The 13,089-nt window shown below is 34.1% G+C and carries 10 protein-coding genes; 9 read left to right on the top strand and 1 reads right to left on the bottom strand.

The window, feature by feature from the left end; translation table 11 throughout:
- Positions 1–330: 330 nt before the first annotated feature.
- From BK585_RS12120 to BK585_RS12100, 5 genes are all read left to right on the top strand, one after another.
- Entirely contained in the window at positions 331–792 is a 462-nt protein-coding gene (locus BK585_RS12120; RefSeq protein ID WP_078553695.1) for a DinB family protein, read from the top strand.
- Between the two features lie 338 nt (positions 793–1,130).
- A complete protein-coding gene (locus tag BK585_RS12115; RefSeq protein ID WP_078553694.1) occupies positions 1,131–3,713 on the top strand; it encodes a sensor domain-containing phosphodiesterase in 2,583 nt (860 codons plus the stop codon).
- 175 nt (positions 3,714–3,888) lie between these two features.
- Positions 3,889–4,611: an MBL fold metallo-hydrolase gene (locus BK585_RS12110; RefSeq protein WP_078553693.1), complete on the top strand. Its 723-nt coding sequence runs from the start codon at positions 3,889–3,891 to the stop codon at positions 4,609–4,611.
- On the top strand, positions 4,611–5,177 hold the full coding sequence (locus tag BK585_RS12105) for a TetR/AcrR family transcriptional regulator (protein ID WP_078553692.1): 567 nt from the start codon (positions 4,611–4,613) through the stop codon (positions 5,175–5,177). Before BK585_RS12110 ends, BK585_RS12105 begins: the two co-directional genes overlap by 1 nt.
- An 89-nt stretch (positions 5,178–5,266) precedes the next feature.
- Positions 5,267–6,019 (top strand): CBS domain-containing protein, encoded by a 753-nt coding sequence (locus tag BK585_RS12100; protein ID WP_078553691.1) that lies wholly within the window; start codon positions 5,267–5,269, stop codon positions 6,017–6,019.
- Positions 6,020–6,105: 86 nt separating this feature from the next.
- Here BK585_RS12100 and BK585_RS12095 read toward each other — a convergent pair whose 3' ends face one another.
- Positions 6,106–6,321 (bottom strand): hypothetical protein, encoded by a 216-nt coding sequence (locus BK585_RS12095; RefSeq protein WP_078553690.1) that lies wholly within the window; start codon positions 6,319–6,321, stop codon positions 6,106–6,108.
- Between the two features lie 111 nt (positions 6,322–6,432).
- Here BK585_RS12095 and BK585_RS12090 point away from each other — a divergent pair, with 111 nt between their 5' ends.
- From BK585_RS12090 to BK585_RS12075, 4 genes are all read left to right on the top strand, one after another.
- Positions 6,433–7,506, top strand: coding sequence for a Y-family DNA polymerase (locus BK585_RS12090; RefSeq protein WP_170885568.1), 1,074 nt, complete (start codon positions 6,433–6,435; stop codon positions 7,504–7,506).
- A 181-nt stretch (positions 7,507–7,687) separates the two neighbouring features.
- Positions 7,688–10,408 carry a response regulator gene (locus tag BK585_RS12085; protein WP_170885567.1) on the top strand — a complete coding sequence of 907 codons (2,721 nt, stop codon included), beginning with the start codon at positions 7,688–7,690 and terminating at the stop codon, positions 10,406–10,408.
- A gap of 14 nt (positions 10,409–10,422) precedes the next feature.
- Positions 10,423–11,292 (top strand): CheR family methyltransferase, encoded by an 870-nt coding sequence (locus tag BK585_RS12080; RefSeq protein WP_078553687.1) that lies wholly within the window; start codon positions 10,423–10,425, stop codon positions 11,290–11,292.
- 22 nt (positions 11,293–11,314) lie between these two features.
- Entirely contained in the window at positions 11,315–12,895 is a 1,581-nt protein-coding gene (locus BK585_RS12075) for an ATP-binding response regulator (protein ID WP_078553686.1), read from the top strand.
- Positions 12,896–13,089 lie beyond the last annotated feature (194 nt).

Below are 13,089 nucleotides of genomic sequence, written 5' to 3'. Positions count from 1 at the left end.
ATTGGAGAAAAAACAATTCCTGAGAAGAAAAGGTAATCGAATATATAAAGGGTTTTCCAGATGGTCGATTGGTACGTTTCAACGTAGCCACTCGACCTTAACGTTATGTTGTTTACAATAATAATTTCACGTACCGTAATTAATAGAAATTTTAAGAATCAGGTTGAGTTAAGGAGTATTATAACTAACGGCCTGATGAGGTTAAGTGTTTTTTGGTATTTATATCATAGAACCTTTGTTGGTATTTTAGTTATTCGTGCTATAAGAATAGTAAACTTTCAGAAGGTTGGATATAATTAGATCGACTACATAGGAGAAGGAGGATTTTGAATGGTTTTTGATCAGTTGAAGTTTGCAAGATCTAAGACACTAAAACTTATTGAGGTTACCGATGACAGCTTGTATGATGTTATACCCGAGGGTTTTCGAAATCATATATGGTGGAATGTAGGTCATCTATACGTTATTCAAGAAATGATTATTTTTGGTGGTGCTGGGGAAGCTCCAAACTTAGCAGGGGACCTTAGTTCATTCTTTGGAAATGGGGCAAAGCCAGAAAGTTGGAATAGCCAACCTCCATCGGTTGCAGACCTTCAATTATTACTGCAAGAGCAAACGGGGCGAATTAAAGAAACGTTTGAAAATCGATTAGATGAAAGGCTTGAAAAACCGTTGCAAATCGGAGAATTATCATTACCTACAATCCGTGATTTAATTACGTTTACTCTATTTCACGAAGGTTTACATTTAGAAACAATGAAAGTGTACCGACGGTTATTAACAAAAGACTAGAAAACAATAAAGGGAATCCAATATGGAAAAGCAAGCCGTATTGGATTCCAAAACTATGAAAATATAATTATACTCCCTCTTCAACTACAACTGAACTGTAATAACCTCTTCAATTCCTAATCTCAAACAAACTACAACACAACCCCATATACTATATTATTTGCATTAACGTGTTCTTTAGCTTCATCACTAAAGGTAATTAAGAATAGTTTTTTGTTAAAAATAATATATGCCTTTTGAACTATTTTTATTGTAAAAGTATTCTTCTAAACATATAATAAAAATATATACTTTTAAGATAGAACTATTGTGCTGAATAAAAAGAGGAAGTGTGCATCATGCTATCAGTCAACCAATATATTGATACATTAGAGAAAGTAAACTTTCTTTTAGAAAAAATTTCTGGAGAAGATCTAGATTATAAAGCAATTTTAAAAGATATAGCGTATACGATAGAATCGATTATACCAGAATTAAAATGTTCTATTATGATTTACGATGAAAAAACAAAAACAATCGGTAATGCCATTGGTCCGAGTTTGCCTTCTTCATACTTAAACTTAATTGATGGCACAAAAATAGGTCCTAACGTTGGTTCTTGCGGAACAGCAGCATACTATGGAAAGACCGTCTTTGTTTCGGATATTGCCCGTGATCCATTGTGGGATGATTATAAAACAAACGCGCTAAAGTATGGTTTACATTCTTGTTGGTCAAAACCGATATTTAGTGCGACACAAAAACTACTAGGGACTTTTGCCTTATACTCAGATAAGCCAAGAAACCCTACTGAAGAAGAGTTAGTTATTGTTGAGAAATTTACCTCTCTATCTAGTTTAGCAATTGAACGAAAGAATACGAGTGAACTTCAACAAAAGTATCAAATTTTAGCTGATAATATGTCGGAACTTATCCATATTGTTGACCTAGAAGGAAACGTTAAATTCACAACGCAGTCAAGTCGTGCCATCTTAGGGATAAGTGTGACTGATATGTATGGCACTTCTGTTTTTACATCCATACAATCAAAGGACCAGGTCCAAGCACGGAAATTATTTAACCAAATCATTACGACAAAACAATCGAATCAAGTTGAATTTGATATTATGAATGCATATGGAGAACTAATTCCATGTGAAGTGACAGGTTCACCGATATTATGTAATAGTGGAGAGGTTGAAGCTGTTATAATAGTTGCTCGTAATATAAAAGAAAGAAAGACTAGTGAATTAGCACTAAGAGAAAGTGAGGAACGATACCGACAACTCATTGAACTCTCTCCCGATGCAGTTGTTGTATTTGATAAAGATCAAATCCTTTATATAAACAATTCAGGTGCTTCTTTACTAGGTTACAGTGAACCAGACCAGTTAAACGGTATTCCGATAGATATGATTATCCATGAGGATGACATAGACTCTAGTAAACTTCTTCGTGAACAAGTCATTGATAAAAAAGTAACCACTCATGTCCCTATTAATATTAAAGTTTATAATGTTAATAGAGAAATCATGGATGTAGAAGTGCTTTATCGGCTGATAGAATTTCAAGAGAAGCTAGCTATACAAGCCATATGTCGGGATATTACGGAAAGAAAAAAAACAGAAGAGAGAATGAAATTTTTAGCATATCATGACCCTTTGACACAACTGCCAAACAGGAGTAAGTTTACACAGGAATGTCAAACGGCATTGGAATTTGCAAAAAGAAATAATTCTAAATTAGCTTTGTTATTTTTAGATATTGATAATTTTAAGATGATTAATGATACGTATGGTCATTCACAGGCTGACAGCGTTTTGATTGAGATTTCAAATCGGTTAAAGAGGATAATATCTAATGGAGTTCTTGCTAGAGTTTCAGGTGATGAATTTAGCATTTTGCTCAAAGATATTAATACTAGTTCAGACATTGAAAACTATATTAAACGAATTCTAAATGAATTTAATAAAAATATTATCGTTGATGGGAAAATAATAAGAGTGACGACGAGTATGGGGATTAGTCAATATCCTTCAGACGGTGAAAAAGTTGAAAAGCTATTAAACCATGCGGATTTGGCAATGTACATTGCCAAAAAAAATGGGAAGAATACGTATCAATTCTACACAGATGAAATAAACCTAGTATTCTTAAAGAGAAGAAAACTCGAAAAAGAAATTCGCTGCGCAATGAATGAAAATCAATTTCTGTTATATTATCAACCGATCATTAATTGTCTTAGTGAAGAGATTGAAGGTGTCGAAGCATTACTGCGATGGAAACATCCAAGTAAAGGGATTATTGGACCACATGAATTTATTCCATACTTTGAAGAAACAGGATTAATTAATCAAGTAGGAGAATGGGTTTTATTCCAAGCTTGCAAACAAGTAAACCGTTGGAGAAAAGCGGGCTTGCCTCATTTAAATCTTAATGTGAATTTATCAGTTAAACAACTAAACAATGAGGACTTTGTACACCAATTAAAAAAGATTATTATCGAAACTAATTTTGATGCAGATTCCTTACAATTAGAAATAACTGAAAGTATTATGATGCACGAAACGGAAGAGACTATAAAAATAATAAAAGAAATAAAAGAATTGGGAGTGCAGATTGCGATTGACGATTTTGGAAAAGGCTTTTCTTCTTTATCCTATTTAACGTCATTCCCTTTTGATATTTTAAAGATTGACCGTTCTTTTATTGCAAGAATTACTGATGACCCAAAAACCGCTGGAATTGTTGAAACGATTATTAACTTAGCAAATGTTTTAGATTTGAATGTGGTTGCAGAGGGAGTAGAAACAACGGAACAATTGAGCTTTTTAAAAAGAAAAGGATGTTTGGAAGCTCAAGGTTATTTATTTAGCAAACCTGTGCCACCTCATCAAATCATGAGCAATTATGTCAAAAACAAACTGCATGTAGGTCGTTAGAGAAATCTAACACCCTCATGCAGTTTGTTTGTGTACCGACTCGAATGCAATGAGGAAGAGAGCTCGTATTTTTTGCATTTTTATATTCTTGGAAATTTCTTCTTGCTTTTTCGTTAAGTTGCTATATTATATAAACTAATACCATTAGTTTTTGAGGACAAGGGAGATGAGCAAGTTGAAATTGGTGAAAGAAAAAACTGTTTTTCAGCTGATGTTTTTACCGAATGTAATGCCTGTAAGTGTGTATTTAGTAGAAGAAGAGGATGGCTTTACCTTAATTGATGCTGCTATGGCTTTTTGTACAAAAAACATACTAAGAACAGCAGAACGACTAGGAAAACCGATAAAAAGAATCATTCTTACCCATGCGCATGTAGATCATGTAGGAGCACTAGACCCATTAAAGGAAGCACTTCCCGATGTAATTGTATATATTTCAGAAAGAGATGCTCGCTTGTTAGCTGGCGATGCTAGTGTTGAGACTTCAGATGGAATTCCACATGTTCGTGGTGGTATTCCCAAACAGATAAAAACGATTCCAGATATTCTTTTAAAGGAGGGGGATGAAATCGGTTCTTTAGTAGCGATCGCAACTCCTGGTCATACTCCTGGCTCTTTTTCTTTTATCGATAAACGTAATCAAATCGTCATCGTTGGTGATGCCTTTCAAACACAAGGAGGTGTTGCAGTAGCGGGTCAGATGAAAATAACATTTCCTTTCCCGGCCTTAGCGACATCGAATAAAAATCAGGCAATAGAAAGCGCATATAAGATTAAAGAGCTTCAACCTTCTGTTCTTGCAGTTGGTCATGGGAAGATGATTAAGAACCCATTGAATTCAATCACTAAAGCGATCGAAGAAGCTGAAAAAAATACTAAAAAGGGGCAGGTAAGTTAATGACACCCAGAATTGGACTAACTAAAGATAAGGTCATACAAACAGCAATCTTTTTAGTTGATACGAAGGGGGTTGAAAACGTAACGATTGCAACAGTGGCTAAACAACTAAATATTAAACCACCCTCTTTATACAATCACGTAGATGGTTTAACTGAAATTTATGGCGAATTAGCTCTAGAAGGTTTAAATCGACTATACGGAACATTAAGTAATGCATCTAAAAACAAATCAAGTGATGTGGCTCTTCATTCTATTAGTGTAGCTTATGTTAGCTTCGTGAGAGCCCATCCTGGATTGTACGAAATGACGATTAAAGCACCAGCGGAAAACGAACCCGAGCGAAGAAAAGTGGCCGACAACATTTTACAGTTGGTTTTAAAAATCCTATCTACCTATCAAATTACAGAACAACAAGCACTTCATCAAGCTCGAGCCTTACGAAGCTTATTGCATGGATTTGCAACACTTGAGCAACAAGGTGGATTTGGTTTGCCTCAGCATGTTGATGAGAGTTTGAACGTTGCAATGAATACTTATATAAATGGTTTAAAGAACATGGATTAATATTAGAAGAATTACAGCCTAAAAATCTAGAAATATAGTCTAAATGTCTAGTATAATACTCCTATGTGAAAAAAGATGGAGTGGATATTATGACATACGTGAAAATTAAACACAAAAAAACTCAATCGGAATTAGCTGAACGTTTTGAAGTTGCTTTTAATCAAATTCATGAAGTTCTAAAAAGACTTAATCAGTTTGAAACAAACGATGCCTTTATGAAACTACTGACTGATACGAGTAACAAGCATAATTACATCAGGTCTTTTTACTATGACCTACGACAATTTGCAAAACTACGAAATGCACTTGTACATGAAAAATTCAAAAAAAAGACGTATATAGCAACGCCTCATGAGGAAACAGTTCGGTCGATTGAACGGATCGCAAGGTTACTAAAACAACCGATTACCGTCATGAATATTGCGACTTCAAACGTATTAACACTCCAAATGGAAATGACCATTGACCAAGTGATTCAAACAATGAATAATTCAGAGTATAATCAGTATCCCGTTTATCAGAATGGAAGTTTTTCATTTTTACTTACAGACGGCGGCTTAACGAAATGGCTAGGTACAATGCTAACTCAAGAAAGTATTCAATTTTCATCGTATACAACGGCCGATATTCAATTACATGAAAAAGACCACGTTGTAGAATTTGTACCACAATCTATGAATATCTTTGAACTAGAAGATTTATTTGAAGAGTTATTTCAAGATGGAAGAAAACTTGAGGCTGTTATTGTAACTGAAAACGGTTCTCCAGCAGAACAACCATTAGGAATTGTTACAGCGTGGGATTTAATCGAGATTGATTTATTAACAAATCGGATATCATGAATTAGTTCACCAATTAGATTAGAGGCTGTAACTAAAGGGTAAAAAAACCTTTTTTACAGCCTCTTCTTTTATGATTACACTTGATTTTACATGGCCTTTTTCCTTGTGAACGGAGCTAACGATAGAATATTATTGATTTTAAATAAACGAGTTTTTTTCCGATAGTGACAATAACCAAGCATGTCATTGCCATTGACTTTTTGAATTGTGACTACTCGTTGAGTAATAGTTCCGTTGTTCGCTTGATATATCATTTCCACAGGAGTATTTGTTAGCAAACTCCTTGTAATCAGTCCATTCATAATAATCAACCTCCTATTTATAGTATACGAACAAACGTTCCGTTTATCAATATGTAACTACGTTCCTTTTTATGACATAATAAAGAAAGAATAATGAAGAGGTAGATGCAAATGTTGACGGAGAAAACAATACTATTAGCAGACATGAATTCATTTTTTGCAAGTTGCCACCAAAGCCAAGACCCATCGTTACGTAATAAACCGATTATAGTAGGTGGCTCACCAACTGATAAACGAAAAGGCATGGTGATTGCTGCTAGTTATGAAGCGAGAAACAAAGGCGTTTTTACAACAATGAGTGTGTTTGAAGCGTTAAAAAAATGTCCCGAAGCCATCGTGGTCAAGCGTGACCACCCATTATATAGTGCGTATTCCCAAAAAATCATGGATTTCCTGCGCCTCATTGGTGATACAGAAGTTGCTTCTGTCGATGAAGCATATGTTGATATTACACCGCATGTTAAGGAAGGAAAGAATCCGATCTCAATTGCAAAGTATATCCAAAAAACATTGTGGGATAAAATACAAATACCTTGTTCAATCGGAATAGGTGAGAATCGGATAATTGCTAAAATGGGAGCCGATGTACGAAAGCCTTTTGGTGTTACCGCTCTAGGCCGTATTCAATTCTGCAGTTATTTTCATCCACAACCACTTCACGTACTTCATGGATGCGGGAAAAAGACAGAAGAAAAATTAAATAAACAAGGAATTAAAACGATTGGTGAATTAGCGATGGCGGACCCACTGCACTTAAAAATGTTACTGGGGTTGAGAGGTCAGTTTTTACAACAGGCAGCACTTGGAGCTTCATCAGACCGTGTTGATGCAGATAGACGAAAAGGCGATAAAACAATTGGAAAAGAAAAAACGTTCTCACAACCTACGTTTGACCAAGATATGATTTTATCTATCGGAAAAAACATGGTTGAACATTTAATAGACAGGTTAACCAAAAAGGAATTACGTGCCAAAACAATATCGATTGTCTATAAATTAGAACGAACTGGTGGAAGTCATACGAAAAATAAAACACTACCGGAAGCTACTAGAGATGCTGATACAATCTATAATACCGTTTCAACTTTATTTGAAGACCACTTAGTAGAAACACCTTTATGGTTATTTGGAGTAAGATTAAGTAATTTCGAAAATGTCACATACGAACAACTGAAGTTATTTTAATATATCTTATTTCGTGTTTGGTTTCAGAAAAAAATTTGTGAAAAATAATATGAAATTCGATAAATATATTGTCCTACTAGCGATAAAAAAACCACATTCTAATAGATATGATTGAAATAGTATAGTAATATTAATGATAGCTGGAATTTTCCTACTAATATGCCTCGGAAAGGGTGAAATAATGAAATTAAAAACAAAGTTATATTTTGGTTTTGGACTTATTGTTGTTCTCATTTTTAGTTTAGGATTAACTTTTTTACATACCCTTAATGAGCAAAACAAATACTTAAATGTAATAGTGAAAGAAAACTATGAGAGAGTAAAGTTAGCTAAGCAATTAAGGGAGGAAACGCAAAATACGTCTCGAGAAGTTCGTGAACTGCTGATAATGGAACAAGGTCAAGAAGAACAAATCGCTATTATAAATGAATCACGCCAGAAAGCGTCAATTACGTTAGATGAACTTCGTTATGAGGCTACTTTCACTGAAGAAGCTATGGTCCTTATTTCCTCCATTCAGTACATGAATAGTTCGTATACGAATATGATTGATACAATTATTGACCAAGTAAATGCAGGAAACGTAGAAGGAGCAAAGCAATATCTATTACATAATACATCCAACACTCGTAGAGATATGTTAACAGAAATAGACCGATTCGTTGGAATGGAAGAAACTGAAATGAATAGTGCATTTGAGAACGGAGAACAGTCTTTTCAATTTGCGATTCATTTGTTTTCAGTGTTAATTTTAGTTACTCTTGTTCTTATTATAGGTATCACATTATTTGTAGTGAGAGGTATAACAGATAGTATTAATCAGGTTCGTAACGTCATAACAAAAGTATCGAGTCAGCCAAAGGAAAATTTAGCTAGAATTGAAGTAAAAACAATGGACGAAATTGGAGAGATTGCCGAAGCTTATAATCAAATGGCTGCTTCACTTGAAGAAGTGGCAAAACAAGAACGACAATTAACCGAATCACTAAAAGAAGAAAACTGGATTAAAACTAGATATGCAGAAATTGCGATGAAGTTTCAAGGGATCCAAAAGCTTCCTGAATTTGGGAAGGCGTTTCTTTCACAAGTATCTCCTTTTGTGAATGCGACGTATGGTGTTTTATATGTCATCAATGATAACAACGAATTGATGAAGCTTGCTGGATATGCTGCAGATGGTGAAGATATTGGAGAAGAAGTTATTCCTTTTGGTCAAGGCTTAGTTGGTCAATGTGCAAAAGATAATACAGTTATTTATAAAACTGATTTACCTCCTAACTATATTGTTGCAAAATCAGGACTTGGAGAAGCGATACCAACCTCTTTACTTTTAATACCGATTGCAATGGAAAACAATGTATTTGGGGTTTTGGAACTAGCTAAATTTGAACCATTTATACCGCTAGAACAAAAGTTACTTGAACAAGTATGTAGTGCTTCAAGCTCTAGTATTATTAGAATACTAGACCATATGAAAATTGAAGAATTATTAATAGAGTCACAAACTCTAACAGAAGAACTACAATCACAATCAGAGGAACTTCAACAACAACAAGAAGAACTAAGGTTAATTAACGAACAACTGCATGACCAATATAAGGCGTCTGATGAAAAAACCAAAGAACTAGAGCTGATAAAGCTAGATTTAGAAGAGAAAAACAGAGGAATTCAACTAAGTTCTAAATACAAATCTGAGTTTTTAGCAAATATGTCACATGAACTAAGAACCCCTTTAAATAGTATGTTGATTTTATCGCAATTACTATCAGAGAATCATGAAGGCAATTTACATGAAAAACAGATTGAACATGCAATGACTATTTATTCATCAGGTAGAGATTTATTAGAGTTAATCAATGATATCCTAGACTTATCAAAAATAGAATCCGGAAAAATCGAAGTGTACCCTGAGGAGTTGCTCGTTTCTGACATAAGAGCGTTTGTGCAACGACAATTTTCTCCAATCTCAAGACACAAAAACGTTCCATTCATTATTACGGTTCATGAAGATGCACCATCTAACATTTTTACAGATGATCAACGCTTAAAACAAATTCTTAAAAACCTCCTTTCTAATGCATTCAAATTTACGGAAAAAGGCCGTGTTGAGCTCATATGTAAAAAAGGAAGTGTAAATGGTAAGCCATCTCTTGTATTTACGGTTATTGATACGGGTATTGGGATTTCAAAGGAAAAGCAAGAAACCATTTTTGAAGCTTTTTATCAAGGCGATGGCACAACAAGTCGCAAATTTGGTGGAACCGGCCTAGGCCTATCAATCAGCAGAGAACTTGCACAATTGTTAGGTGGCTATATTGAGGTTGAAAGCATAGAAGGAATTGGAAGTACGTTTACATTACATGTTCCTGATTATTATGGGCCAGCCAATGTTCATGAAAAAACAATAGCAGAGATTGCTAGTAGTATTGAGGATTCCGGTTCAAACCCTATTGTTGCCACGTATACCGAAGATGAGCTTTCACATCCTAACCATAAAAATGAGATGACTGAAGATTATCAAGAACTTTTAAAAGATAAAGTCGTTCTTGTTGTGGATGACGATATGAGAAATGTGTTTGCGCTTACGACAGCTCTTGAAATGCAAAACATGAAAGTCTTGTTTGTTGAGAATGGAAAAGAAGCTGTGGAGTTAGTTGAGAAGGATAAATCGATTGATATCGTTTTAATGGATATCATGATGCCTGAAATGAATGGTTATGAAGCTATGACATCGATAAGGCAAATGGAAGATGCTCAGGATTTGCCAATCATAGCTTTAACCGCTAAAGCTATGAAAAATGATAAAGAAAAATGTATTAAAGCTGGAGCATCAGATTACATTAGTAAGCCTGTAAATATTGACCAACTGTTGTCATTAATTAAGGTGTGGTTATATAAATAAAATGAGGTGATCGGATTTTGGTCTCTGAGGAAAACCAAAGTTCCATTGAATTAGATGACAGTGAGACAGAGCAAATTGAAGTAAGTCTTCTATTAGAAGCAATTTATCAAAAATATGGTTTTGATTTTCGGGATTATGCGTTTTCTTCCATCAAACGAAGAATCTTGCATAGAACAAAACTATTAAATCTACAATCTATTTCTGAGTTACAAGGTAAGGTACTTTATCAACCTGAAGTCATGGATGTATTACTTAATGATTTTTCAATAAACGTGACGGAAATGTTTCGTGACCCGGAATTTTTTAAAGAGTTTCGACACAAGGTTATCCCTGTGTTACGGACACTTCCGTCAATAAGGATTTGGCATGCGGGTTGCTCATCAGGAGAAGAAGTCTATTCTATGGCGATACTCCTTTATGAAGAAGGTCTTTATGAAAGAACGAAACTCTATGCGACTGATATGAATGAAGATATCTTAGAAAAAGCGAAGAGTGGAAAATTTTCATTACATCACATGAAATTGTACACTAAGAACTATTTACATGCGGGTGGGAAAAAGGAGTTTTCTGAATATTATACAGTTGAGCGGGATTATGTGGAATTTGCACCGTTCCTTAGAAAAAACATCATATTCGCTCATCATAACTTAGTCACAGATTATTCCTTTAATGAATTTCAAGTTATCATTTGTAGAAATGTTCTTATTTACTTTAATAACATGTTAAAGAAAAGAGTGTTTGATTTATTTTATAATAGTTTAAGTAAAGATGGTTTTCTAGGTTTAGGCAATAAGGAATCGATAACGGGAAATCAGTTTTCTAAACAATACAATGAAATTGATAGCAGGGAAAAAATTTATCAGAAGCTTTCCGACCACATCTAAAGTTAAAGGAAAGGAGAGAAAAATGACTATAGAAAAAGTAAATATATTATTGGTTGATGACCGACCAGAAAATTTAATTGCTCTAGAAGCCGTATTAACTTCTGAGGAATATCATTTAATATCGGCAAATTCCGGAGAAGAAGCATTACGCTATGTCTTACAATATGATTTTGCAGTAATCTTGCTCGATGTACAAATGCCTGGCTTAAACGGATTTGAAACAGCAAATATCATTAAAAAGCGACAAGTATCTAGTCATATTCCAATTATTTTTGTGACAGCTTTAAGTGTAGCCAATGAGCATGTTGCAAAAGGTTATTCTACAGGTGCCGTGGATTATATATTTAAACCATTTAATCCTGATATTTTAAAACATAAAGTCCAAGCCTTTGTGGAAATCTATAAAAAACAAAAAGAAATTGAGCTCGAGAGAAAAAAATTAGAAAAACAAACGATTGAGCTACAAGATAGTTTTAATAACCTAGAAGAAATTATATTTGATAAAACAAGGGAACTACAAATTGCTAATCAAGAATTACAAGTGTCTAATGAAAGATTTAGTAAATTCTTTCATTTTAGTCCGACATTAAAATCTATTCGCTCATTAAAAGATAATAGATATATAGATGTAAATAGCGCGTGGGTTGAGTGTACAGGCTATACGTTAGAGGAGTTAAATAACTCGTCTGTTAACGCTTTAGAACTCATTTCTGCCTCAAGTCTAGTACAAGATAAACCATTGGATTTACATGATTCGCTCCGAAGTGAAAAAATCACCTTTGTTACAAAGGCAGGAAAAATACGGGAAGGTTTAATTTCAACCGTAGCTGCCATTATTGATGGAGAATCTTGTATTATCAGTGTAATTTTGGATATCACAGAAAAGGTTCAACTAGAAAAAGAAATAACACGATTAGATAGATTAAATTTAGTTGGAGAAATGGCCGCAGGTATCGCACATGAAATCCGAAATCCAATGACTACAGTTCATGGATTTTTGCAATTAGCCAAAAGTGAAAATAACCTTTCTGGACAGAGTGAATATATTGATTTAATGATTGATGAGCTTCAAAGGGCAAACGGCATTATTACAGAGTTTCTTACATTAGCAAAAAATAAAGTAAATGATAAAAAAGACACCAATATAAACGATGTCATACAAGCAATATATCCACTCCTTCGTGCTGAAGCTTTAATGAGTGACAAGATGGTCCAGCTAAAGTTAGAGGAATGTCCAACAATATCTTTAGATGAAAAAGAAATTAGGCAACTCATTTTAAATATCGGGTTAAACGGGTTAGAAGCGATGACAAACGGTGTATTAACCATTGGAACAACTTTAGAGGAAGAAGCAGTTGTATTACGAATTAATGACCAAGGGCCTGGAATAGAAAAAGATGTCCTCGAAAATATCGGAACGCCTTTCTTTACAACAAAAGAAAAGGGGACTGGTCTAGGTTTGGCTATTTGTTACAGTATTGCTTCTAGAAACTCTGCGATAATATCTATTGAAACATCAAATAAAGGAACGACATTTATTATCAAGTTTCCATTAGAGAGAGAAACGGTACATACTGAAAAAAAAGAAGCATTTTCAATGTGAGAATGCTTCTTTTTTTACGATGTAAAATAGAAAACATATATTGTTCTCAAAAAATACATATATTTTTAGAAAAATTAAAATATTAAAAAAATAAACCTAAAGTCCCTTAATTCAGCTATAAAACAGGAAATTCTAGTTGTTAAATTCGCTCTGTTTCGTTATTGAGAAGGGCTATGAAAGGGTAAAGAACAGAG

Origin of the sequence: Bacillus alkalicellulosilyticus (assembly GCF_002019795.1) — a bacterium.
In the GTDB taxonomy this organism is placed as follows: Bacteria; Bacillota; Bacilli; order Bacillales; family Bacillaceae_F; genus Bacillus_AO; species Bacillus_AO alkalicellulosilyticum.
The sequence above is the reverse complement of the archived record's forward strand: the minus strand, read 5'-3'. Positions and strand labels throughout refer to the sequence as shown.

What these genes read in the sequence shown, in the direction of transcription:
- BK585_RS12120 (WP_078553695.1), top strand. Translation starts at nt 331, where the DNA reads ATGGTTTTTGATCAGTTGAAGTTTGCAAGATCTAAGACACTAAAACTT.
- BK585_RS12115 (WP_078553694.1), top strand. Translation starts at nt 1,131, where the DNA reads ATGCTATCAGTCAACCAATATATTGATACATTAGAGAAAGTAAACTTT.
- BK585_RS12105 (WP_078553692.1), top strand. Translation starts at nt 4,611, where the DNA reads ATGACACCCAGAATTGGACTAACTAAAGATAAGGTCATACAAACAGCA.
- BK585_RS12100 (WP_078553691.1), top strand. Translation starts at nt 5,267, where the DNA reads ATGACATACGTGAAAATTAAACACAAAAAAACTCAATCGGAATTAGCT.
- BK585_RS12095 (WP_078553690.1), bottom strand. Translation starts at nt 6,321, where the DNA reads ATGAATGGACTGATTACAAGGAGTTTGCTAACAAATACTCCTGTGGAA.
- BK585_RS12090 (WP_170885568.1), top strand. Translation starts at nt 6,433, where the DNA reads ATGTTGACGGAGAAAACAATACTATTAGCAGACATGAATTCATTTTTT.
- BK585_RS12085 (WP_170885567.1), top strand. Translation starts at nt 7,688, where the DNA reads ATGAAATTAAAAACAAAGTTATATTTTGGTTTTGGACTTATTGTTGTT.
- BK585_RS12075 (WP_078553686.1), top strand. Translation starts at nt 11,315, where the DNA reads ATGACTATAGAAAAAGTAAATATATTATTGGTTGATGACCGACCAGAA.